The sequence below is a fragment of the Methylophilus sp. 3sh_L genome (genome assembly GCF_046766015.1).
GTDB lineage: Bacteria > Pseudomonadota > Gammaproteobacteria > Burkholderiales > Methylophilaceae > Methylophilus.
In genome coordinates, this window is sequence record NZ_JBKOUF010000002.1 from 281,330 (window position 1) to 304,394 (window position 23,065).

Annotated in this window: 19 protein-coding genes; 12 read left to right on the plus strand and 7 right to left on the minus strand. The window is 51.3% G+C overall.

The genetic code is table 11. From position 1 onward, the window contains the following. Positions 1-96 precede the first annotated feature (96 nt). Together ACIDF8_RS07000 and hrcA are read right to left on the minus strand one after the other, a co-directional pair. Positions 97-576 (minus strand): FxDxF family PEP-CTERM protein, encoded by a 480-nt coding sequence (locus tag ACIDF8_RS07000; protein ID WP_412009899.1) that lies wholly within the window; start codon positions 574-576, stop codon positions 97-99. Positions 577-753: 177 nt separating this feature from the next. Beyond that, complete coding sequence (gene hrcA, locus ACIDF8_RS07005; protein ID WP_412009900.1) at positions 754-1,767, minus strand: heat-inducible transcriptional repressor HrcA; 1,014 nt, start codon at positions 1,765-1,767, stop codon at positions 754-756. Between the two features lie 103 nt (positions 1,768-1,870). Between hrcA and ACIDF8_RS07010 the strand changes: the two genes are divergently transcribed. Both ACIDF8_RS07010 and recN read left to right on the plus strand, forming a co-directional pair. Then, positions 1,871-2,740, plus strand: a complete 870-nt coding sequence (locus tag ACIDF8_RS07010; RefSeq protein WP_412009901.1) for an NAD(+) kinase — start codon at positions 1,871-1,873, stop codon at positions 2,738-2,740. Positions 2,741-2,758: 18 nt separating this feature from the next. Next, positions 2,759-4,417: a DNA repair protein RecN gene (recN, locus tag ACIDF8_RS07015; protein ID WP_412009902.1), complete on the plus strand. Its 1,659-nt coding sequence runs from the start codon at positions 2,759-2,761 to the stop codon at positions 4,415-4,417. Here recN and ACIDF8_RS07020 read toward each other — a convergent pair. Further along, the gene (locus ACIDF8_RS07020) at positions 4,365-4,901 is read right to left on the minus strand and encodes a DNA-deoxyinosine glycosylase (protein ID WP_412009903.1); all 537 of its coding nucleotides are present in this window, start codon (positions 4,899-4,901) and stop codon (positions 4,365-4,367) included. The two genes, recN and ACIDF8_RS07020, sit on opposite strands and share 53 nt — an antisense overlap. Before the next feature lie 89 nt (positions 4,902-4,990). Beyond that, complete coding sequence (gene fur, locus ACIDF8_RS07025; RefSeq protein ID WP_412009904.1) at positions 4,991-5,413, minus strand: ferric iron uptake transcriptional regulator; 423 nt, start codon at positions 5,411-5,413, stop codon at positions 4,991-4,993. Positions 5,414-5,513: 100 nt separating this feature from the next. Here fur and ACIDF8_RS07030 point away from each other — a divergent pair, with 100 nt between their 5' ends. From ACIDF8_RS07030 to ACIDF8_RS07055, 6 genes are all read left to right on the plus strand, one after another. Beyond that, positions 5,514-7,967, plus strand: a complete 2,454-nt coding sequence (locus tag ACIDF8_RS07030) for an outer membrane protein assembly factor BamE domain-containing protein (RefSeq protein WP_412009905.1) — start codon at positions 5,514-5,516, stop codon at positions 7,965-7,967. 60 nt (positions 7,968-8,027) lie between these two features. Beyond that, on the plus strand, positions 8,028-8,834 hold the full coding sequence (dapB, locus tag ACIDF8_RS07035; RefSeq protein ID WP_412009906.1) for a 4-hydroxy-tetrahydrodipicolinate reductase: 807 nt from the start codon (positions 8,028-8,030) through the stop codon (positions 8,832-8,834). A gap of 225 nt (positions 8,835-9,059) precedes the next feature. Continuing rightward, positions 9,060-10,199: a glutamine-hydrolyzing carbamoyl-phosphate synthase small subunit gene (carA, locus tag ACIDF8_RS07040; RefSeq protein WP_412009907.1), complete on the plus strand. Its 1,140-nt coding sequence runs from the start codon at positions 9,060-9,062 to the stop codon at positions 10,197-10,199. Beyond that, positions 10,199-13,414, plus strand: a complete 3,216-nt coding sequence (carB, locus tag ACIDF8_RS07045; RefSeq protein WP_412009908.1) for a carbamoyl-phosphate synthase large subunit — start codon at positions 10,199-10,201, stop codon at positions 13,412-13,414. The genes carA and carB overlap by 1 nt, the downstream gene beginning before the upstream one ends. A 93-nt stretch (positions 13,415-13,507) precedes the next feature. Then, entirely contained in the window at positions 13,508-13,990 is a 483-nt protein-coding gene (gene greA, locus ACIDF8_RS07050) for a transcription elongation factor GreA (protein ID WP_412009909.1), read from the plus strand. A 58-nt stretch (positions 13,991-14,048) separates the two neighbouring features. After that, positions 14,049-14,504 carry a DUF4149 domain-containing protein gene (locus tag ACIDF8_RS07055; RefSeq protein WP_412009910.1) on the plus strand — a complete coding sequence of 152 codons (456 nt, stop codon included), beginning with the start codon at positions 14,049-14,051 and terminating at the stop codon, positions 14,502-14,504. A 75-nt stretch (positions 14,505-14,579) separates the two neighbouring features. Here the strand turns inward: ACIDF8_RS07055 and yhbY are convergent, their stop codons facing one another. Further along, positions 14,580-14,888 carry a ribosome assembly RNA-binding protein YhbY gene (gene yhbY, locus ACIDF8_RS07060; protein ID WP_412009911.1) on the minus strand — a complete coding sequence of 103 codons (309 nt, stop codon included), beginning with the start codon at positions 14,886-14,888 and terminating at the stop codon, positions 14,580-14,582. Between the two features lie 55 nt (positions 14,889-14,943). On the opposite strand from yhbY, the gene rlmE reads away from it, so the two are divergent. From rlmE to glmM, 4 genes are all read left to right on the plus strand, one after another. Further along, positions 14,944-15,564: a 23S rRNA (uridine(2552)-2'-O)-methyltransferase RlmE gene (rlmE, locus tag ACIDF8_RS07065; RefSeq protein ID WP_412009912.1), complete on the plus strand. Its 621-nt coding sequence runs from the start codon at positions 14,944-14,946 to the stop codon at positions 15,562-15,564. Positions 15,565-15,711: 147 nt separating this feature from the next. Beyond that, positions 15,712-17,622: an ATP-dependent zinc metalloprotease FtsH gene (gene ftsH / locus ACIDF8_RS07070; protein WP_412009913.1), complete on the plus strand. Its 1,911-nt coding sequence runs from the start codon at positions 15,712-15,714 to the stop codon at positions 17,620-17,622. Positions 17,623-17,725: 103 nt separating this feature from the next. Next, on the plus strand, positions 17,726-18,550 hold the full coding sequence (gene folP / locus ACIDF8_RS07075) for a dihydropteroate synthase (protein ID WP_412009914.1): 825 nt from the start codon (positions 17,726-17,728) through the stop codon (positions 18,548-18,550). Positions 18,551-18,626: 76 nt separating this feature from the next. Continuing rightward, positions 18,627-19,979, plus strand: coding sequence for a phosphoglucosamine mutase (glmM, locus tag ACIDF8_RS07080; protein ID WP_412009915.1), 1,353 nt, complete (start codon positions 18,627-18,629; stop codon positions 19,977-19,979). Positions 19,980-20,176: 197 nt separating this feature from the next. Here the strand turns inward: glmM and ACIDF8_RS07085 are convergent, their stop codons facing one another. Both ACIDF8_RS07085 and ACIDF8_RS07090 read right to left on the minus strand, forming a co-directional pair. After that, positions 20,177-21,040 carry a mechanosensitive ion channel family protein gene (locus ACIDF8_RS07085; RefSeq protein WP_412009916.1) on the minus strand — a complete coding sequence of 288 codons (864 nt, stop codon included), beginning with the start codon at positions 21,038-21,040 and terminating at the stop codon, positions 20,177-20,179. Positions 21,041-21,078: 38 nt separating this feature from the next. Next, on the minus strand, positions 21,079-23,028 hold the full coding sequence (locus tag ACIDF8_RS07090; protein ID WP_412009917.1) for an alpha-amylase family protein: 1,950 nt from the start codon (positions 23,026-23,028) through the stop codon (positions 21,079-21,081). Between the last annotated feature and the right edge of the window lie 37 nt (positions 23,029-23,065).

The following is a 23,065-nucleotide window of genomic DNA, read 5'->3' on the forward strand; positions in this document are numbered from 1 at the left end:
ATGCTACGAAGTGCTTTTAAAAGGATCTGACAGTATAAAATCTCCCGCACCTAGGTTAAGGATGCGGGAGATTTAAGAGTCGTGAAAGGTTGTGTGCTACACGAGTGTTTTGCGACGCAAGGCGATCACTCCCAAGCCGGCTAGTAATAGTGCAGCCGTTTCGGGCTCGGGTACGGCATTTGCTAAGCTGATCGTGCCAGCGTAGCCCGCATTTGTACCCGTGCTTTGCCCAATAATCTGCAGGTAGTAATTGCCTTGCTGAACACTTTTTGCAAAACCGAATGAAATCTGGTCGTCCGTATTAAATACGGTGCCCGCCATCAGCCAGTTTTTGTTGTTATCAAGTAGGTTAAATTCCTGAAAATTCATGGTGGTGCCAGTGCCGGAAATACTGGCAAGAATTTGTTGCAGGCCATCTGTACTAAACGAAATGTAATCATTAAAGTTGGTGTCGCCGGAAAAGGTATTGCTAAATACATAACCACCTCCCGCTCGAGTGGCGTCGTAAGTGTCCCCATAAGCAGAGTTAAATAACAAACTAAGGCCGATTGTAAGGGCTAAAGCAGATTTTTTCATGACAGGCTCCTGAGTGATTTGAAAGTACACCTGCTTGTCATCAGGCGAAAAGGAACTGCCAGACAGTTGAAAGAAAAACAAGCATGTACGTCAGGATTGTGTTTAAACGCGCGTGTAGGACGTTATCGGGACTTTGCTGATATTGCTGTCAGAATCTGTAAGGGTCACCAAATGAGCTTAATTGGAAAGGGCGTTAGATAAGAGTTTTGCCGTGATGTCCACAATTGGAATAATCCGTTCATAAGCCATCCGCGTCGGGCCGATGACGCCGAGTGTTCCCACGACCTGCCCATCGACCTCATAAGGCGCGGTGACCAGGCTGCATTCATCCAGCGGCAGGTAACCACTTTCGCCACCGATAAAAATTTGTACGCCATCGGCTCGTTGGCTTTGGTCAAGCAATTGCATGAGTGCGGTGCGGCGTTCAAAAATCTCAAACAATTTTCGCAGGCTACTGACGTTGGTTGAGAGCTCATTGACTTCTAGCAGGTTGCGTTCGCCTGCAATGACTACCGCTTCTTTTTCAGAGGTGTCTGGTTGGCTGGCGGCATCTAACGCTGCGGACATCAGCCGGTTGATATCCGCCTGCATTTGCTGCAGTTCCTGTTTGAGTTTGAGTTGTAATTCTTCCAGGGTCAATCCCTGGCAATGGCTATTGACGTAATTGCTGGCGGTCGTGAGCTCACTGGCGCTAAACGCGCGGTCAGTGAGCAGAATCCGGTTTTGCACCTGGCCATCTTCGGTCACCAGAATCACCAGGATTTTTTTGTCATTGATATGCAAAAACTCCAGGTGTTTTAGCACATTGCGGGTACGCTTGGGCGTCATGACCAGCCCGGCAAATTGCGTTAATTGCGACAGCATGTCGGCGGCATTATTAATCAGCGCTTGTGGGTCCGGCGAAGAGAGCCCCGTTTTGAGTTGGGCCAATGCCCGCTGGTCCAAGGGCTGTACAGTCATCAGTGAGTCTACAAAGAGGCGGTAGCCTTTTTTGGTGGGGATCCTGCCTGCCGAGGTGTGCGGGCTGGCGATAAACCCTAATTGTTCGAGGTCGCTCATGACGTTGCGGATGGTTGCGGGACTGACATCCAGCCCCGAATGCTGGAGCAGGGTTCTTGAACCGATGGGTTGCCCTTCACTGATGTAATGTTCCACCAAGGTCTTGAGCAAAATTTGCGCGCGTTTATCCACTTTAGACTACCTAATCACAATCAGCTAGATTTTGCATCATTTGCGCTTGTGATAACAGCCCCCTGTGCTTTTCAGTTCAAGGCTTCTATGCTTTAATGCGGCCATGCAATCTACATTCCGCTCTGTTGCCATTGTCGGCAAATACATGGACGCCGCTGCCTTGCAGCAAATGCGAAGTGACTTGACACGTTTAGCACATCATTTGCTGGCGCAAGGTCTTCATGTCTGTGTAGAGTCTAACACTGCCGCGTTTGTCGAGCATGAGGGTTTTGAGCAAGCCAGCCTGGAAACGATAGGCAATAAAGCCGATTTGGTGATTGTGATGGGCGGAGATGGCACCATGCTGAGCGTGGGCCGCGCCTTGCGTGACACGGCGGTGCCTTTGATCGGGATTAACCGCGGGCGGCTTGGTTTTTTAACCGATTTGCAAACCGAGCACATGCTGGATGAAATTGACAAGATCCTGCAAGGACATTTTCAGCTGGAATCCCGCATGTTGTTGCATTCGGAGACGACGCGGGACAATACGCTGCTACTCAATACTGTGGCCTTGAATGACGTGGTGATCAAAAGCGCTTTCCGCTTGATAGAGCTGGAGGTGCATGTGGATGGCCTGTTCGTGTCGCGCCAGCGCTCGGATGGCCTGATTTTAACCACTCCGACCGGTACCACCGCTTATGGCTTATCCGCGGGCGGCCCGATCATGCATCCAGACCTCGAAGCGATTTCGATTGTGCCTATCAGCCCCCATACCTTGAGTTACCGCCCGATTACCGTACCGGCGGACAGTGTGATCGAAGTGATAGTGGTGCACGCGGCTGATGCCCAGATTAGTTATGATGGCCAAGGCCAGTATCCACTGTCAGCAGGGGATCATGTGCGTATAGCGCGCGCCCAGCAGTCTATCCAGCTAGTCCATCCTGAAGATTATTGTTATTTTGATATGTTACGCAACAAACTCAACTGGGGTTGATACTCCCTCTGATCACTTATGTTACAAGCCCTATCTATTCGAGATTTTGTGATTGTCGATGCCCTGGAACTCGAGTTTTCGGCAGGGTATACCGCATTAACCGGTGAGACCGGTGCCGGGAAATCGATACTGATTGACGCGCTTTCATTGAGTCTGGGTGCTCGCAATGAAGGCGATGTAACCCGTAAAGGGGCTGAAAAAGCCGAAATCGCCACCACTTTTGATATCGCCCGTAACACCGCGGCGGCGGACTGGTTGCGTGGGCAGGAAATGGAAGTCGATGACACGCTGATTTTGCGGCGCGTGATTTATGCCGACGGTCGTAGCCGTGCATTTATCAATGGTGTGACTGCCACCATCAGCCAGTTACGTGAGATAGGCGAGACCCTGATTGATATTTATAGCCAGAACGCTCATCACTCCTTGTTAAAGATTGCGACACAGCGCGAGATTCTGGATGCTTATGCACAGGTGGAGCCGCTGGCTAAAGCCGTAGCTAAAAACTATAAAACCTGGTTCCAGTGTCACCAACAACAGTTGGCCGTCGAGAAAAATGCTAGTGAGTATGCGGAGGAATTGGCTTTATTACGCGATAGCACACGGGAACTATCGCAACTGGGATTTGCGGCTGAAGAGTGGCAGGCCTTGCAGCAGGAGCATGTCAGGCTCAGTCACGGGGCTAGCCTGCTGACCGGCATGGAAGCCAGCTTGCAGCTAATGAGTGAAGGCGAGGAAGTGAATGCGCTGGAGTTATTGTCGCAAGTACAAAGCAAATTGGCAGAATTGCAGGCCATAGATGCTGGGCTACAACCGATTGCCGAAACACTTGATTCAGCGGTCATTCAGCTCGAAGAGGCCAGCCGTGCCTTAAATCGTCATCTGCAAAAGAGTGAGCTTGATCCCGAGCGTTTGGCCGAGGTGGAATCTCGTATCCAAGCCATCCATAATGCTGCCCGCAAATACCGTGTGAAACCGGATGAGTTACCAGCGCAGTTAGCGCAACAGAAACGCCGGATGGCTGAACTGGAAAGCTTTGCCGATGATGGGGCGTTAGCCAAACAAGTGCAGGCAGCCTGGCAGGCCTATCAAAGACAGGCGAATGAACTGTCTGCTGCCAGGCAAAAGGCTGCGAAGGCTTTGTCAGCGACGATTACCGGACAAATGCAAGCACTGTCATTGAAAGGCGGGCGGTTTGCAGTCAGCCTCACTGCAGGGGAGCCTGCTGCCTACGGCCTTGAGCAGGTGGAGTTTCTGGTTGCAGGGCATGCTGGCGTAGAGCCGCGTCCGCTCAATAAAGTCGCATCTGGCGGTGAATTGTCGCGTATCAGTCTGGCCTTGCAAGTGACTACTGCCTCGCTTGGTACCGTGCCATGCATGATTTTTGATGAAGTCGATGTCGGCATTGGTGGTGGGGTTGCCGAGGTGGTCGGGCGCTTGTTAAGGGAGCTGGGCCAGCACAGGCAAGTGCTGGTCATTACCCACTTGGCGCAAGTCGCCTCCCAGGCGCAACAACACCTGCAAGTCAGCAAGTCCGAACAGCATGGGGTGACTTTGAGTCGTATTCACGCACTCAATCCTCCAGAGCGGATTGAGGAAATTGCACGTATGTTGGGTGGTTTACAAATTACTGAGGCGACGCGGCAGCATGCAAAAGAGATGTTGGGCGTGACAGCTTGAGTTGCAGCGCTTGCCATTGCGCAAGTTTTTGTTCAAAGCGCTGGCTGGCATGCGCAGGGCTGGTGGAAGGCAACAGAAGCGTGGTTGGCATAGCCTTCAAATCAATATGCTTTTGAAACAGTTTGGCGGCGGCTTGTCCGTTGAAGGCAATGCACTCAATGGATGGAATCCTTTTCAATAAACCGGGGATATCATTCGCAATCACCGACTCCGCCACTATGGCACTATCCAGGCTGCCGGGCCTGCTGGCTGAATGGCAGACATCCCATAGCGCTAATTTAAGCAATTGCAGCCGTTCACAACGTTCGGCATAAGGCGCGTGCCTGGGAATCTCAAATAGCGTTTCCATGATTTTCCAAAACGCATTTTGTGGGTGGGCGTAGTATTGGTGTTGCTTGAGCGACGTCACGCCCGGCAAGGATCCCAGGATCAGGATTCGGGCACCGGGACTTGCGATAGGTGGGAAACTGGTAGAGATCGACATGTTATGTGATGCGTTTAACATGTGCCCCACAGGCACTGCGGTAACGGGTCTCCAGGCCTGTTGTGAGGCCTGAAAAGTCAATTCCCGCCTTAGGATTCGTCACAAGACGGTTTTGTGCAAGTCCCATAAATGGTTAGGGAATGGTCCTGCATGCTGAAGCCATATTTTTCAGCGGCAGCCTTCTGCCGTTTTTCGATTTCCTCATCGTAAAACTCTTCTACCCGCCCACATTTGATACAAACAATATGGTCATGGTGGCTACCTTCATTCATTTCGAACACGGCTTTACCGCTCTCGAAGTGGTGGCGAACCAATAAGCCGGCTTGTTCAAATTGCGTCAATACGCGGTAAACCGTTGCCAGGCCGACGTCTTCGCCATTGGTAATCATGATCTTGTAGATGTCCTCGGCTGACAGATGGCGCTGCTCGCTTTTTTCAAATAGCTCAAGGATTTTTAAACGGGGCAGTGTTGCTTTGAGGCCAGCATTTTTGAGGTCTTTAGGATCATGCATAAGTTTTGTCCGAGGGTTAAGTAGTATGGCGTACTTGATTCGCGAAACTACGTGGTATATTTATGTATGTTATGAATATACCGATTATAAAGTGAATCCAATGCGTAATTCTATCTTATTTGTATTGGTTGTCGCATCTCTGGAGAGTGGGTGCGGCGCCAAACTTCCATCAATGAAACCATTCAAGATGGATATCCAACAAGGGAATGTGGTGACCTCGAAAATGCTCATGCAGTTGCGGCCGGGGATGACGCGTTCGCAAGTTCGCTACATTATGGGGACACCGTTGATCGTAGATAGTTTCCGGGATAACCGTTGGGATTATTTTTATGAGATGCGTGAGCAGGGGCAGGTGGTTGAAAAACGTAGGGTGATCCTGGACTTTGATAAAGATAGTCTGGTGGCTGTGCGTGGAGACGTGATTCCATCAGAAGAGAATCCAGAGATCAAAACAATTGCTGAAGCACCTGCCAAAAAAACCGTAGAGCAGAAAGCGGATCAGAAAGAGGAGTCGTGGACGGATAAATTGAAATTCTGGCAGGGGGATGACGCTGCCAAGCCTGCCGCGCCGGTGCAGACCGATGGTGCTAACGCGTTGGTGCCTGCTGGCACTTCAGGCAAGGTTGAGCCAGTCACGTCTGCCAATAACCAGCCTGAAGCCACCCAGGTGACTCCAGTTGCAACCCAAGCCGTGCCAACAGCCGTGGCTGAAGAAGAAATCGTGCCGCACATCCCGGAAGGGGAGTACAAGGCGTCTCCAAGCCCGCAAGAAATGGTGCAAGCGAATCCGGCAGAGGCAAACACCCCCAGCGTTGCCGCGAGCGCACAAGCGGTGAATGAAAAAACCATGGCTGCCCAAATTGCAGATACTGTTGAGCCGCCACCAGTCTTTGAGCAGGATGCGGTGGCGCCTGCAGTGGCTGAGCCGGTTGCAGAATTGCCTGCACTACAACCAGCAGCCCCTGTGGCGGCCACCAGTCGCGCCACAACAACTAATGTACCTGCGGCCAGCGTACCGGTGGCAACGGTTGCAGCTGCGACAGCAACGGTTGCTGCAGCTGAGACGACAGCAAAATCAAAAAACAGCAAAAAGTCGCCTGCTGCCAAGGCTCAGAGCAAACCCGTTGCTGCCACACCGGTGACCAAGCCTGTCTCGCCGCCTGCTACAGTTAACATGGCTGAAGATGATGAGGTGATCCCTTATATTCCAGAAGGCGAGTATCAGGCACCTGTCATTCCTACCGAGCAGGAAATGATCAACGGCAATATGGCTGAGGCCAATGTGCCTGCCACGGATGCGCAAGCCCATCAGGTGACTGAAAAAGGCGTTGCGCCAAAAGCTGAAGCTGCCAGTGAACCTGCACCAACTTTTATTGCTGAGCAACTTCCTGAGCCTGAGCCCGAACCAGAGTTGCCGCCACCACCGCCACCAGTCGCCAAGCCTATCGTAAAAGAAACGCTAGCAAAAGAATCTGTGGTACAAGCCCCCGCAACGCCTGAGCCAGCTATCGCAGCTGCGCCGATTGCAGCAACAGATACTTTGGCTGAAAGTCCGGCAGCGACGCCAGTCGCACCTGCCTTGCCAGCCGAAACAGAGCCTGCCCAACCTGTTGCGTCAGCCGCGGCAAGCTTGACCAATACTGCAGCCGAATCTCCTGCGTTATCAACGGACGCGGAGATCAAGCAGGCGGTGGCCAATTGGGCGCAAGCATGGCGAAGCAAAAATATTAAAACCTACCTGGCTGCTTATGCGCCTGATTTTGTGCCAGAAGCATTGCCTAACAAAGCGGCTTGGGAAGCGCAACGGAAACAGCGTCTTTCTCCCAGTCAAGGTCCGATTACATTGGTTTTGAATAATATTCAGGTGCAGCGTGACGGCAGCGTCGCAACGGTGCAATTCGAGCAAAAATATGCTGCCAAGGCCTATAAAGATGCGTTGAATAAGACACTGGAAATGCGTTATGAGCCTATGCAAAAGCGCTGGTTAATTACACGCGAGCGGGTGGCTTCTATTCCAGCGGCTGCCGCAGTGGAGGCGACGCCCAAAGTTGAGTTAACAGCGTCGCCGGTTGCCGCCGCTCAAGTTGAAGGAGAGACACAAGCGCTTGCTGCTACCCCAGAAGTGAGTGTTGAAGCAGCTGTGGATGCATGGGCGCAGGCGTGGCGTAACAAAAATGTGAATACTTATCTTGCTGCTTATTCGCCTGAATTTGTGCCAGAAGGGTTGCCTAGCCGTAGTGCCTGGGAAGCGCAGCGTAAGAAGCGTCTGTCACCACAACAGGGTAAAATTACGCTGGAACTTGGCGAGTTGAGTGTGGCGCGTGAAGGCGATACTGCAGTGGTCATCTTTAGCCAGAAATATGCCTCTAAAGCCTATCGTGACGAGATGGTGAAGCGGCTGCAGTTCAAGCTGGATAGTGCCAGCAAACGCTGGCTGATTGTCCGCGAAACCGTTGCCAGTGCTGCAGATGTACCTGCCGCGAAACAGCAGGTCACTGCCCCGGAGGGTAGCGCTGAGCAGCCAGATGAAGCGGCGGAGCCAATCGGATTTTGATGTGCTGTTTAATCATTAAACAAAAAATACATTAAATAAACTTAATAAGTTGAGCGAGTTATGTTGAAAGTAGTCATTGCAGGTGTTTCTGGCCGTATGGGCCATGCCCTGCTGGAAGGTGTTTTTTCTGACGCTGGTTTGCAATTACATGCAGCCCTGGATCGCGCTGAAAGCGCCATGATAGGCCGGGATGCTGGTGAGCAGTTTGGCAAGGTCAGTGGGGTGAAAATTACGTCCGATATCCATGCCGCACTTAGTGGAGCTGATGTGTTAGTAGACTTCACGCGACCAGAAGCTTCCATGCAATATTTGCAAGCCTGTCAGCAGGCAAGCGTCAAATTGGTGATTGGCACCACCGGTTTCAATGAAGCTGAGAAAGCCAGTATCGAAGCGGCATCCAAAAATACTGGTATCGTATTTGCGCCCAATATGAGCGTAGGCGTCACACTCCTGATTAACCTGGTGGAGCAGGCCGCGCGCGTGCTCAATGAAGGGTATGACATTGAGGTGGTTGAGATGCATCATCGGCACAAGGTTGATGCTCCTTCTGGCACGGCCCTGCGTTTAGGGGAGGCTGCTGCCAAAGGGATTGATAAGGCCCTTAAGGATTGCGCAGTCTACGCACGCGAAGGCGTCACTGGCGAGCGCGAGGCAGGCACCATTGGTTTTGCAACCATGCGCGGTGGCGATGTCGTGGGTGATCATACGGTCGTGCTGGCCGGTACCGGTGAACGGGTTGAATTGACTCACAAGGCTTCCAGCCGGGCGACGTTCGCACAAGGCGCTTTGCGTGCAGCCAAGTTTCTGGCGTCAAAACAGTCCGGTTTGTTTGATATGCGGGATGTGCTTGGTTTTGAAAAAAGCTAATTGTTGCCCCATCTATTTCACGTGATAAAACAAAGTTTCAACCTCACCGCACGACAGCTCGCCCTTGAGTGAGGCTCCAATCTGAGCTATAATGCCGCAATTCTGAACGGGAAGAGTCCAAAAAACTTTTCCCGTTTTGCACATCTACTCACCGCTACAACGGGCCTTGCAGGCAGGTGGCGACCTTCAAGAGATGTGTTTCGATTCAAACTTAAGGAGCTAAAGGTGTCAAAAACAATTCCAGCGATTATAGTGTTAGCAGATGGAACTGTTTTTAAGGGCATGAGCATTGGCGCTTCCGGTCATACGGTCGGTGAGGTGGTATTCAATACCTCCATTACCGGTTATCAGGAAATCCTTACCGATCCTTCCTATACCGAACAAATTGTCACACTGACTTATCCGCACATTGGTAACTACGGGACCAATAACGAAGATGTCGAGTCAGGCAAAGTCTATGCTGCGGGTCTGATTATTCGTGACCTGCCCTTATTGGAAAGCAATTTCCGCAGTGAACAAAATCTCTCCGATTATCTCAAGGCCAACAATGTAGTAGCGATTGCCGATATCGATACCCGCAAGTTGACCCGTATTTTGCGTGAAAAGGGTGCGCAGGCGGGCTGTATTATGGCCGGTGAGTCTGTCGATGAAGCACAAGCCTTGGCCTTGGCGAATGGTTTTCCTGGCCTGGCCGGCATGGACTTGGCCAAAGTCGTGAGCTGTACTCAGCCGTATGAGTTTACAGAAGCTGAATGGCAATTGGGCTCAGGCTTTAGCAAAACAGCTGATGCGCAATTCCATGTAGTCGCGTTTGACTACGGTGTGAAGCGTAATATTCTGCGCATGCTGGTCTCCCGTGGCTGTAAAGTCACCGTGTTGCCTGCACAAGCGACCGCTGAGCAAGCCCTGGCTTATCAGCCAGATGGCATTTTCCTCTCCAACGGCCCTGGCGATCCTGAGCCATGTGATTACGCAATTACTGCCATCAAAACCTTGGTAGACACAGGCATCCCCACATTTGGTATTTGTCTGGGTCATCAGTTGTTGGCCCTGGCGAGTGGGGCAAAAACCCTGAAAATGAAATTTGGGCATCATGGTGCCAACCATCCGGTTCAGGACGTCGAGAGCAAGCGTGTCTATATCACCAGCCAGAACCATGGTTTTGCCGCTGATCCAGCGACCTTGCCAGCCAATGTCAAAGTCACGCATGTGTCATTGTTTGATGGCAGCCTGCAAGGCATCGCACGCACTGACAAACCTGCTTTCAGCTTCCAGGGTCACCCTGAGGCCAGCCCAGGTCCGCAAGAAATGAGCGTGTTGTTTGACCGCTTTATCCAGTTAATGCAAGAAAGAAAGTCCATCTAATGGCAAAAAGAACCGACATTAAAAGTATCCTGATCATCGGTGCAGGTCCGATTGTCATTGGCCAGGCCTGTGAGTTTGACTACTCTGGCGCACAAGCCTGTAAAGCCTTGCGTGAAGAGGGTTACCGCGTCATTTTGGTGAACTCCAACCCGGCCACCATCATGACCGACCCGGAAATGGCGGATGCCACTTACATCGAGCCAATTACCTGGCAGATGGTCGAAAAAATTATTGAAAAAGAGCGTCCTGATGCCTTGCTGCCAACCATGGGTGGTCAGACTGCATTGAACTGCGCATTAGATTTGGACAAACATGGTGTCTTGCAAAAATACAATGTAGAACTGATTGGCGCGACCAAAGAGGCCATTGATAAAGCCGAAGATCGCCAGAAGTTTAAAGAAGCCATGACCAAAATTGGTCTGGGCTCTGCACGCTCTGCCATCGCGCATAGCCTGGAAGAAGCCTTGCAAGTGCAGGCGACGATTGGTTACCCGGCGATTATCCGTCCTTCATTTACCATGGGCGGTAGTGGCGGCGGCATTGCTTATAACCGCGAAGAGTTTATCGCCATTTGCGAGCGCGGTCTGGATGCCTCACCCACCAATGAATTACTGATTGAAGAGTCATTGTTGGGTTGGAAAGAATATGAGATGGAAGTGGTGCGTGACAAAGCGGACAACTGCATCATTATCTGTTCGATTGAAAACCTGGACCCTATGGGTGTGCACACCGGCGACAGCATTACCGTTGCGCCAGCACAAACACTGACGGATAAAGAGTATCAGATCATGCGTAACGCCTCTCTGGCGGTATTACGTGAAATTGGTGTCGATACCGGTGGTTCAAACGTACAGTTTGCCATCAACCCGAACGATGGCCGCATGATTGTGATCGAGATGAACCCGCGGGTGTCCCGTTCTTCTGCGCTGGCTTCCAAGGCAACGGGTTTCCCAATTGCCAAAGTGGCGGCCAAACTGGCGGTAGGCTTTACGCTGGACGAGTTGCGTAATGAAATTACCGGTGGCCAGACGCCAGCTTCTTTCGAGCCATCGATTGACTACGTTGTGACCAAAGTACCACGGTTTGCTTTTGAAAAATTCCCGCAGGCCGATAGCCGCTTGACGACCCAGATGAAATCTGTAGGCGAAGTCATGGCGATGGGCCGTAGTTTCCAGGAGTCCTTCCACAAAGCACTACGTGGCCTGGAAGTCGGGGTCGATGGTCTGGATTCAGTCACCAATGACAAAGACCGTATCGTCAAGGAAATGGGCGAGCCTGGCCCTGAACGTATCTGGTATGTGGCGGATGCCTTCCGTTTGGGCATGAGCCTGGACGAAGTGTTTGACATCACCAAAATTGACCGCTGGTTCCTGGTGCAGATTGAAGAGATCATCAAGCTTGAGTTGTCATTATCTGGCAAGTCGCTGGGGGATTTGACCAAAGAGACCTTGTTCCGCCTCAAGCGCAAAGGCTTCTCGGATCGTCGTCTTGCCAAGTTGCTGAGCACAGACCAGCATGCAGTGCGTGCTTTCCGTCAGGCGCTGAATGTTCGTCCGGTCTACAAGCGTGTGGATACCTGTGCGGCTGAATTTGCCACCAATACGGCCTATATGTACTCCACCTATGAAGAAGAGTGCGAGTCGAATCCGTCAGACAAGAAAAAAATCATGGTGTTGGGCGGTGGGCCTAACCGCATTGGCCAAGGTATTGAGTTTGACTATTGCTGCGTGCATGCGGCGTTTGCCATGCGTGAAGACGGTTACGAAACCATTATGGTTAACTGTAACCCGGAAACCGTGTCGACCGACTACGATACTTCTGACCGCTTGTACTTTGAGCCAGTGACGTTGGAAGATGTACTGGAAATTGTCAATATCGAGAAACCGGTTGGTGTGATCGTGCAGTACGGTGGTCAAACGCCACTCAAACTGGCGCGTGACCTGGAAAAAGCCGGTGTGCCTATCATCGGCACCACGCCTGATGCGATTGACCGTGCGGAAGACCGCGAGCGTTTCCAACAGATGCTGCACAGCTTGAACTTGAAGCAGCCACCAAACCGTACGGCGCGCGCGCCTGAGGAAGCCATCCGCCTGGCGACTGAAATTGGCTATCCATTAGTGGTGCGTCCTTCCTATGTACTGGGTGGCCGCGCGATGGAAATCGTGCATGAGCAGAGCCAGTTGGAGCGCTACATGCGTGAAGCGGTGAAGGTGTCTAACGAGTCTCCGGTTCTGCTGGACCGCTTCCTGAATGATGCGATTGAAGTCGACGTGGATGCGCTCAGCGATGGCGAAGAGGTATTGATCGGCGGCATCATGCAACACGTGGAACAAGCGGGCGTGCACTCCGGTGACTCTGCCTGTTCATTGCCACCTTACAGCCTCAGCGATAGCCTGCAAGATGAATTACGCAGACAAACCGTGCAAATGGCAAAAGCATTAGGCGTTAAAGGCCTGATGAACGTACAGTTTGCCGTGCAGAATACCGAGCAGGGCGAAGTGGTGTATGTGCTGGAAGTTAACCCGCGTGCATCCCGTACCGTACCGTTCGTTTCTAAAGCCTGTGGCTTGCAACTGGCGAAGATTGCTGCGCGTTGCATGGCGGGTCAGACCCTGAAATCCCAAGGCGTGACCAAAGAAGTGATTCCGCCTTATTACTCTGTTAAAGAAGCGGTGTTCCCCTTCATCAAGTTCCCAGGCGTGGATACCATCCTGGGGCCTGAAATGAAGTCCACTGGCGAAGTGATGGGTGTAGGTAACACCTTTGCAGAAGCGTTTGTGAAGTCGCAACTGGGGGCTTCAGTTAAGATGCCTACGGGTGGTAAAGCCTTTATCAGCGTGCGCAACGAAGACCATAAAAAAGTGATCGATATTGCGCAAGATCTGGTGAAGCTTGGATTTACCCTGGTAGCTACCAAAGGGACCGCACGGGCATTGTCTGAGCAAGGCCTGGAAGTGACGCCGGTCAACAAGGTTGCTGAAGGCCGCCCACATATTGTCGACATGATCAAGAACGATGAGATCAGTTTGATTGTCAATGTGACGGAAGACAAAAAAGCCATCACTGATTCATATGAAATCCGTCGCAGTGCCCTGCAGAATAAGGTGACTTATTACACGACATTGGCTGGTGCACGCGCGGCTTGTATCGGCATGGCGCAAAGCAAGGACATGGATGTCTACTCTGTGCAAGACTTGCACAAACGCCTTGCTTAACATACACTAGGCTTAGTTGATATTTAAATAAGCCACGCTCATTTGGGTGTGGTTTATTTTTTTTATACTCATTTTTTTGAAGGTATTTTCATCATGGCAGTCAATCAGATTCCTGTCACCGTGAAAGGTGCAGAATTGCTCAAAGAAGAATTACAACGTTTGCGCGCGGTGGATAGACCCAATATTATCCAGGCCATTGCTGAAGCGCGTGCACAGGGCGACTTGTCTGAGAACGCAGAGTATGAGTCTGCCAAAGAGCGCCAGAGCTTTATCGAAGGCCGCATTGCCGAGCTTGAGGCGAAACTGTCTAACTTGCAGATTATTGACCCAACCACGCTCAATGCCGAAGGCCGGGTCGTATTTGGCGCCACTGTCAGGTTTGAAGACCTGGATTCTGGCGATGCCAAAACGTACCAGATTGTCGGTGAAGATGAAGCCGATATCAAAAATGGCAAAATCTCGGTCAGTTCGCCGATTGCCCGTGGCCTGATTGGCAAGTCTGAGGGCGAAGTGGTTGAAATTCAGTCACCAGGCGGCGTAAAAGAGTATGAAATCATTGAGGTGCTCTACGTTTAGTCCTTGCGATTGAATCATTCAGGATGCGGTAGTAGCAGAAGATAGGAGCGTAGCAGCGATGGCCAAGCAATCAGGATTCACCGGCTGGTTAAATCCGGTTTTACTCACGCTGTGGGTGGGGGCTTTGTGGATGACCGCCATTACTGCCAGTGTGCTGTTTAAAACCATTCCTGACCACATGCTGGCGGGAAATGTGGCGGGTAGATTATTCAGCATTGTCAGCTATATTGGCCTCGTGAGCGGCGTGTGGCTGCTCATCCAGCGGCTGGCGAATGAGGGTTTTTCAGCATTCAAGCAGGGGCTGTTCTGGGTGATCCTTATCATGTGGATCCTGGTACTGATTGGCGAGTTTGGCATCCAGCCATTATTGGCCCAGCTTAAAGCCAGTGCGCTACCAAACGATGTGATGCAAAGTGTCTTTGCAAGCCGATTTAAAACCTGGCACGGCATCGCCAGTATTGCTTATATGGTAGAGTGTTTGCTTGGCGTCTGGTTGGTGGTGAAGTCCAACTGAAGACCATAAAAAACGCGCAACGAATTGCGCGTTTTTTATTCACACGGGTATGTTTTACCGATGTTTTGTAAACTATTACAGCTTGGGGATCACAATTTTGGCTGAGGCTTTTACCGTTTCACTGGCGCGGTAAAACACTAATTGTTTGCCGATATGGTGCACGGCAATCGCACCCGCCTTGTCGGCAATCTCTTCCAGCAATGATTTGCGCAAGTCGCGGTCATCGCCAGCGACTTGTACTTTGATGAGCTCGTGCGCATTGAGGCTGACGTCAATTTCCTTTAACACTGCGTCGGTCAGGCCATTGTTGCCGATCATGACCACCGGATTTAAATTATGTGCCAGGCCACGTAAGTAAGCGATTTGTTTGCTGTTTAATTGCATGCAAAATATTCCTTGTAAACAGACCGCATTTTAGCATGAAGCAGGAATTCCCCCTATGAAACCCTCTAAAACCAGTAAAGCCTGGATGCAAGAGCATCTGAACGACGAATTTGTTAAACGGGCACAAAAAGATGGCTACCGTGCGCGCGCGGCGTATAAATTGCTGGAAATCGATGATAAAGACAAGTTGATTAAGCCGGGGATGACTGTGGTAGACCTGGGATCCACGCCGGGCAGCTGGTCACAGGTTGCTGTGCAGCGCATTAAAGGCCAGGGACGGGTGATCGCACTGGATATTTTGGAAATGCATCCGATTCCTGGTGTGGAATTTATTTGCGGGGACTTCCGTGAAGAAGCGGTGCTGCAGCAATTGGAAGCCTCGCTCAATGGCAAGCTGGTTGATCTGGTGATTGCTGACATGGCGCCCAATATGAGTGGACTAAAAGATGTGGACCAGGCCGGTGCGGCGTATCTGACAGAACTCGCCTTGGATTTTTGTCAGCATTGGTTGAAACCGGGCGGCAGCTTTCTGGTCAAAGTGTTTATTGGCAGCGGTTTTGAGGAAATTGTAAAACAAATGCGTGGCCAATTTGGCAAAGTGGTCACACGGAAACCGAAAGCTTCCCGGGACCGTAGCAGTGAAGTGTATTTGCTGGGATTGCAGCGAAAAGCTTGAATTGCAATGCTTTTTAGCGTTTAGTTTGATCGCACAAGCAAAAAAATGGGTATACAATGCCATTAAAGGCTTGAAATTTTGGGCTTTGCCTCCATTGTTTTCTTAGGGATTTTCCCTGCCTTTCGTTTTTAAAGTTAAGGAACCACTTTGAATAATCTACTGAAGAATATCGCGATTTGGGTAGCAATTGCCTTGTTGCTGATGACGGTATTTAATCAATTTAGCGGCACGGGCAGAAGCAGTGGCCAGGTGGTTTACTCCCAGTTCATGCAAGAGGTTAAAGATGGCCGGGTGGCCAAGGTGCAGATTGATGGACGCTCATTGCATGTCACCACCAACGAAGGCAAAAGTTATGAAACTTTCTCCCCTTCCGATCCATGGTTAGTGTCTGACCTGCTCAAAAATAACGTGATTGTTGAAGCCAAGCCAGAAGAGCATGAGTCCATGCTGATGAGCATTTTTGTCTCCTGGTTCCCAATGATCTTGCTGATTGGCGTCTGGATTTTCTTCATGCGCCAGATGCAAGGCGGTGGCAAAGGTGGCGGTCCCTTCTCGTTTGGTAAGAGTAAGGCACGTCAATTGGACGAGTCTAACAACAGCACTACCTTTGCCGATGTGGCCGGTTGCGACGAAGCCAAAGAAGAAGTGGCAGAACTGGTGGAGTTTTTGAAAGATCCTAGCAAGTTTCAGAAGCTGGGTGGCCGCATTCCACGTGGCGTGTTGATGGTAGGTCCGCCAGGGACAGGTAAAACTTTGCTGGCCCGTGCGATTGCCGGCGAAGCTAAAGTCCCCTTCTTTAGCATTTCAGGCTCTGACTTTGTGGAAATGTTTGTTGGTGTGGGTGCTGCGCGTGTGCGTGACATGTTTGAAACCGCCAAGAAAAACTCACCTTGTATCGTGTTTATTGATGAGATTGATGCTGTGGGTCGTCATCGGGGTGCGGGTACAGGCGGTGGTAATGATGAGCGCGAGCAAACCTTGAACCAGATGCTGGTCGAAATGGATGGTTTTGAAGCTAATTCGGGCGTCATCGTGATTGCAGCGACTAACCGTGCGGATGTGCTGGATAAAGCCTTGCTACGTCCTGGCCGTTTTGACCGCCAAGTAATGGTTGGCTTGCCAGATATCAAGGGCCGTGAGCAAATCCTTAATGTGCACATGCGCAAAGTGCCGATTGATCCAGATGTTAAAGCAGATATTCTGGCCCGTGGTACCCCTGGTTTCAGTGGTGCTGACCTGGCTAACCTGGTGAACGAAGCCGCTTTGTTTGCTGCGCGCCGTAACAAACGTACGGTAGACATGCAGGATTTTGAAGATGCCAAAGACAAAATCTTCATGGGTCCAGAACGTAAGTCTATGGTCATGCGTGAAGAGGAACGTTTGAATACGGCCTATCATGAGTCTGGTCACGCCGTGGTTGCTAAGCTGTTGCCTAAAGCGGATCCTGTGCACAAGGTGACGATTATGCCGCGTGGCTGGGCGTTGGGCTTGACCTGGCAGTTACCGGAGCATGACCGGATTAGTAACTACAAAGACAAAATGCTGGAAGATATTTCCATTCTGTTCGGCGGCCGGATTGCCGAGGAAATCTTCATGCATCAGATGTCTACCGGTGCTTCGAATGACTTTGAGCGTGCAACGAAAATGGCGCGTGACATGGTCACCAAGTTCGGCATGTCTGATACGCTGGGTACCATGGTGTATGCGGGCAGCGAGCAGGATTCATGGATGGGTAGCATGTCGTCACGGACAGTTTCAGAAGCGACCCAGCAAAAGGTCGATGCTGAAATCCGTCGTATTCTCGACGAGCAATATGCAATCGCACGTAAATTGCTCGAAGATAACCGCGACAAGGTGGAAGCGATGACCAAGGCGTTAATGGAGTTTGAAACCATTGATGCTGACCAGGTCAATGACATTATGGCTGGCTTGCCTGTGCGTGCACCCAAGCAGAAAAATGGCCCGACCATTAGTTCTGGTGGTAGCGGTACAGGCACATTGGTGAACCCGGCACCGCAACCCACCGCAAAAGGCGATGATACTGATACTTTAGTCTAGAGCACATTTAGATACAGAGTGCCGGGTTTGTGACAGCCTGGCTTTCAGTTAAAATAACAAGGCTGGCTTTTGCCAGCCTTTGTTTTTTGGAAATCAAGGACCTATGCTCTTTCATTGCGGACGTTTCCGTCTCAATTTTGATCAACCCCAAGTGATGGGGATCGTCAATGTCACGCCCGACTCCTTTTCGGATGGCGGGCAATTTAACCAGCTTGATGCCGCAGTCAGCCATGCCATGTCCCTGATAGATCAAGGCGCGGCCGTACTGGATATTGGTGGTGAGTCCACCCGGCCAAATGCAACGCCTGTCTCACTTACTGACGAGCTAGCGCGCGTCATTCCGGTGATTGAAGCTTTGGTGGCGCGGGATATTCCAGTGCCCATTTCGATTGATACTTATAAGCCAGCGGTGATGCGTGCGGCGATTGAAGCCGGTGCCAGCATCGTGAATGATGTCAGAGGCTTGCAAGAGGTCGGTGCGCTAGAGGTGGTGGCTGCCAGTGATGCTGGTGTGTGTATTATGCATATGCAGGGCACACCACAAACCATGCAGCAGGCGCCACACTATGAGGATGTGGTGGCGGAAGTAAAACAGTTTCTGCAGACGCAGCGTGATGCGTGTCTGGCAGCAGGGATCGCCCAAGAGAGGATTATGCTAGACCCAGGGTTTGGTTTTGGTAAAACGCGTGCGCATAACATTGCTTTGGCGAAGGCTTTGCCTGCATTCACTGAGTTGGGTTGCCCCTTGCTGGTCGGTCTATCACGTAAATCGGTGCTGGGACAAATGACCGGCAATGATGTGGATGCCCGCTTGCATGCCAGTGTCGCGGCGGCGGTGATCAGCGCCATGCAAGGCGCCCATTTGCTACGGGTGCATGATGTGAAAGCCACTGTTGAAGCACTCAAGGTGGTTGCGGCGCTTAAATAGTGGCTGGATTCGATCACCATTTAGTTGAACACATAAATCAGAACGTACATCAGAACGAGGATAAAAGGATACATACATGAGTAAGCAATATTTTGGCACAGATGGCATCCGCGGACGGGTAGGCGAGTCTGTCATTACGCCAGAGTTTGTCATGCGCTTGGGCTATGCCGCCGGACGTGTATTAGCGAGCCATGAACACTTGCCAGCCGGTAAACGGCCCAGTGTGTTGATCGGCAAAGATACGCGCATTTCTGGCTATATGCTGGAAGCCTCCTTAGAGGCAGGCCTCTCTGCCGCAGGCGTTGATGTGTTGCTCACTGGCCCCATGCCTACGCCCGCGGTGGCTTATCTGACCCGTGCCTTGCGTGCACAGGCGGGCATTGTGATTTCTGCTTCGCATAACCCGTATTACGATAACGGCATTAAATTTTTCTCTGCCCTGGGCACCAAACTGCCGGATGAGATCGAGTTTGCGATTGAGGCCGAGCTGGGCAAACCCATGCAGGTCATGGATTCCGCACAACTGGGCAAAGCCAAGCGCGTCGATGACGCCGCAGGCCGCTATGTGGAATTTTGTAAAAGTACATTTCCTAACCATCTTGACCTGCGCGGCCTCAAGATTGTCTTGGATTGTGCGCATGGGGCCACCTATCACGTGGCGCCACCTGTATTCCATGAATTAGGGGCAGAAGTCATCGCCATCGGTAATCATCCTGATGGTTTGAATATCAATGAGAATGTTGGCTCTACACATCCACAAGCCTTGCAAAAAGCGGTGGTCGAGCATCATGCCGATCTGGGCATCGCTTTTGATGGGGATGGCGACCGTGTGATGATGGTGGACGGTGCAGGTAACCTGCTAGACGGCGATCAGTTGCTGTATATCATTGCCATGGGGCTGTATGCCAAAGGCAAGCTCAAGGGCGGGGTGGCTGGCACGCTCATGACCAATCTGGCGTTGGAGCATGCCTTGCAAAAGCATCAGATTCCGTTTGGCCGTGCCAATGTTGGCGACCGCTATGTGCTGGAGCTTTTGCAGGAAAAGAACTGGAAACTGGGCGGTGAAAATTCCGGGCATATCCTCACGCTGGATAAACACTCCAGTGGCGATGCGATTATTGCCTCGCTCCAGGTGCTGCAATCCTTGCGCGAGAGTGGTAAGTCCTTGCAACAGCTGGGCGCAGCCCTGACGCTGTATCCGCAAGTATTGATTAACGTGACCACCAAACAAAAACTGGACTTGAATCAGGACGCTGTGCAAGCTGCCGTGCAACAAGCGGAGTCTGCGCTTAATGGTGAGGGCAGGGTGCTGTTACGCGCCTCTGGCACTGAGCCGAAAATCCGTGTGATGGTAGAAGGGTTGAACCAAACCTTGGTACAAGCACAAGCCGAGCAATTGGCCGCCGTCATCCGTCAACTGGCCGCCTGATTGGAATGTGGGCAATTGCCGGATGTGCGATTTCCAGGTGTAGCCTGCACAAGGATAGCGCGCCTTAACCTTCAAAAGGTCAGCGTGGCTGCGCTAGATATATTACCAGACATATTATTAGCTACCGCCGTCTGGCAAAAATGCCAGACGGCGGTAGATCTGTTGAGCGGATCTGGACCCTCTGACAGCCTGAAGCTTTAAGCGGCCAACTGATTTTGATAGACCGTGAGTTGCGGGAACGGAATTTCTATCTGCTGTGCATCAAAGGCATTTTTAATGCGTTGTAAATAAGCGCGTTTCACGGTCCATTGCTCCAGTGGCCGTACCTTGATGCGGCAGCGGATAATGACGGCGGATTCGGCCAGGTTATCCACTCCGGCAATTTCCAGCTTATCCAGCACCTTACTGCCCAACTCGGCATCCTGCACAATACTAGCCCCCACCTCATGCATGATTTGCATGACTTTGCTGAGGTTTTCATCGTATGCCACCCTGATATCCATCACGGCATAAGCAAAATCGCGTGAGCGGTTAGTCACCGTAGTGATCTGGCCATTTGGCACAAAATGTACATTGCCTTCGTAATCGCGCATCTTGATGTAGCGTAGCGTAATTTCCTCTACCAGGCCTGCCTTGTTGGCAATTTCCACGACATCATCTTTACGAATCTGGTTTTCCAGTAGCAGAAAAAAACCATTAAAGTAATCTTTGACCAGGCTTTGTGCGCCAAAACCGACTGCCAGACCGACCACCCCTGCCGCCGCCAGCACCGGTGCAATGGAGATGCCAAGCTCATGCAGGATTTCAACCACGGTAATCGCCATAATCACGGTGGTGACAATATAGCGCAGTACCATGCTGAGGGTATTCAGGCGTTTGATTTCTTCGAGGTTTTCAGCCTGTCTGGCATTGAGTTTATCCCTGAGTTTCACAATCAGGCTCTTGCTCAGCCGGTTAAGAAAATAAGCGACGCCAATAATGAAAAAAATACGCAGCAAGGTTTTTACCAGCGCCAGCATTTCTGCAGGTTGTTCTATTCCTAAATATGTAAACCAAGACATTGTGTCAAAAGCTCCTTTCGCTTGATGAAGTAAATACATTAACTGGATAACCAATAAGCCGTCAGCGCCGGGATTTCCAGACTTTCCTGCTCGGTGGACAGCGTTGCGCCACTACATAAATCTGTCACTGTTTTGGCTTTAAACAAGCCCCGTTGTTTAAACGCCTGTAGTTGCACCGGTTGTGGTTGCGTATCAAAGTTGGCAATCACCACCACATTGGCATGCATGCCGGTCGGCACATAGCGATGAAAGGCAAACAGGTGTGGGTTGTCCTGGACAATCAGTGCACGGTTATTTAAATCGGCAAACGCAGAAATCTCCTTACGGATGGCAATCAGTTGCTTGATCGGGTTGAAAATCCGTTGTTCTACCGTGCCTGGCTCGTGGCGGCGTGCCATCACCTCCCAGTCCAGCGTGGGTCTGTGCACCCAGCGGTTGTCATGCATTTTGTTTTCGTCTTGCAAATAGCTGTCGTTATTGAGGGTGCCGACTGCATCGCCGTAGTACACCAGCGGAATCCCGCCAAATGACAAGATCAGGTTATGCAGCAAAACAATGGTGTAGATGGCGTTTTCAATCGCCAGCGGGTCTTGGGTCTGTAAAGCCATCTCCAGCCCAGCCAACGAGGCCAGCGCCCCCGAGATGCGCGCATCGCCAGTTTTTTTATTGACGCCAAAAGCAAAGCCGCGCGCGTTGGATTCGGCGAAATGCCCGGTGTAATAATCCACCAAAAAGCGCCGGTGTGAGACCGGGTCAAAGCCGGCTTCGATAATCGCCTGATCACTAAAGCCCAGGCCAATATCATCGTGGCAGCGCACATAATTCAACCAGGTGGCACGGTCCAGTTTCTCCGGCAAGTCATCCACGCCCTTGGTCAACAAGACGGTACGCTTGGTGGCCACCGCATCCCACAACAAAGCCATGAAGGTGGCGTTATAAGCGATTTCGCACTCTTTGGCGTTAATCGCATCTTCGCCAAAATATTTGATAATTTCTGTTGGTGCGACGATCGCCTCGGCAATAAAAATTACCCCAGGCGCCGCAATCTGGCAACAATCCTTGAGCAGTTGCAAGATTAAGTGGGCTTCGCGCTCGTTCTGGCAGGTGCTGCCGATTTTTTTCCATAAAAAAGCCACCGCATCCAGCCGCAAGATATCGACACCTTTATTCGCCCAGAACAGGATGATGTCTACCATCTCGATAAACACAGCGGGGTTGGTGTAATTCAGGTCCCACTGGTAATGGTTGAATACCGTCATCACCCATTTGCCAGTGTCCGGATTAAAGGTAAAACTGCCAGGCGCCTGTTCAGGAAACACTTCCGGCATCGCCTGCTCAAATAAATCTGGCACGGTGCGGTCAGGATACATGTAGTAATAGTCCTGATAAGTCGGGTCACCTTGTTTGGCCTGTTGTGCCCAGGCATGCTCATCGGAGGTATGGTTCACCACCACATCCAGCGTCAACAAAATGTCGCATTGTTGCAGCGCGCTAATGAGTTGCTCCAGGTCGTCCATGGTGCCATAGCGCGCGTCAACCTTCCTGAAATCGCGTACCGCGTAGCCGCCATCGTTTTCATGTTCCGGGCAGTCACAAATCGGCATGATATGAATCATATTGACGCCCAGGTCTTGCAGGTAGGTCAGCTTGTCACGCATGTTTGCCAGGCTACCGGCAAAGCCCTGGCAATAGAGCGCCATGCCCACCCATTTCTGGTGCATAAACCAGTCATGGTTTTTTTCGCGCTCGAGATCCTTTTTGCGCAAATGCGGTGCCCGTTGCGCATACTGTTTAGCCAGCACCTCCACCAACCGCCCAAGCTGGGCTTTGAAGTCCTCGCGGTGGCCATACAGATGCTGAAACAAGGAGTGTATGGCATAAAAGTTTGCGCCCAACCGCGTGTAAAAATACTGCCAATCCTTGCCTGCCGGTTGTTTGTACGACGACAGTATCTCGTTAAGCACTGAGTGGGAAATTTGCTCATACATGCATCAAACTCCTTTGGTTGTTGTTATTTTTTAAGGC

Excerpts from the sequence above, each read along its gene's own strand:
- fur (WP_412009904.1), bottom strand. The coding sequence starts at position 5,413 with ATGCATGATCCTAAAGACCTCAAAAATGCTGGCCTCAAAGCAACACTG.
- greA (WP_412009909.1), top strand. The coding sequence starts at position 13,508 with ATGGCAGTCAATCAGATTCCTGTCACCGTGAAAGGTGCAGAATTGCTC.
- ACIDF8_RS07090 (WP_412009917.1), bottom strand. The coding sequence starts at position 23,028 with ATGTATGAGCAAATTTCCCACTCAGTGCTTAACGAGATACTGTCGTCG.
- yhbY (WP_412009911.1), bottom strand. The coding sequence starts at position 14,888 with ATGCAATTAAACAGCAAACAAATCGCTTACTTACGTGGCCTGGCACAT.
- ACIDF8_RS07055 (WP_412009910.1), top strand. The coding sequence starts at position 14,049 with ATGGCCAAGCAATCAGGATTCACCGGCTGGTTAAATCCGGTTTTACTC.
- ACIDF8_RS07085 (WP_412009916.1), bottom strand. The coding sequence starts at position 21,040 with ATGTCTTGGTTTACATATTTAGGAATAGAACAACCTGCAGAAATGCTG.
- ACIDF8_RS07000 (WP_412009899.1), bottom strand. The coding sequence starts at position 576 with ATGAAAAAATCTGCTTTAGCCCTTACAATCGGCCTTAGTTTGTTATTT.
- ACIDF8_RS07020 (WP_412009903.1), bottom strand. The coding sequence starts at position 4,901 with ATGTCGATCTCTACCAGTTTCCCACCTATCGCAAGTCCCGGTGCCCGA.
- glmM (WP_412009915.1), top strand. The coding sequence starts at position 18,627 with ATGAGTAAGCAATATTTTGGCACAGATGGCATCCGCGGACGGGTAGGC.
- ACIDF8_RS07030 (WP_412009905.1), top strand. The coding sequence starts at position 5,514 with ATGCGTAATTCTATCTTATTTGTATTGGTTGTCGCATCTCTGGAGAGT.
- carB (WP_412009908.1), top strand. The coding sequence starts at position 10,199 with ATGGCAAAAAGAACCGACATTAAAAGTATCCTGATCATCGGTGCAGGT.
- folP (WP_412009914.1), top strand. The coding sequence starts at position 17,726 with ATGCTCTTTCATTGCGGACGTTTCCGTCTCAATTTTGATCAACCCCAA.
- ACIDF8_RS07010 (WP_412009901.1), top strand. The coding sequence starts at position 1,871 with ATGCAATCTACATTCCGCTCTGTTGCCATTGTCGGCAAATACATGGAC.
- recN (WP_412009902.1), top strand. The coding sequence starts at position 2,759 with ATGTTACAAGCCCTATCTATTCGAGATTTTGTGATTGTCGATGCCCTG.
- dapB (WP_412009906.1), top strand. The coding sequence starts at position 8,028 with ATGTTGAAAGTAGTCATTGCAGGTGTTTCTGGCCGTATGGGCCATGCC.
- rlmE (WP_412009912.1), top strand. The coding sequence starts at position 14,944 with ATGAAACCCTCTAAAACCAGTAAAGCCTGGATGCAAGAGCATCTGAAC.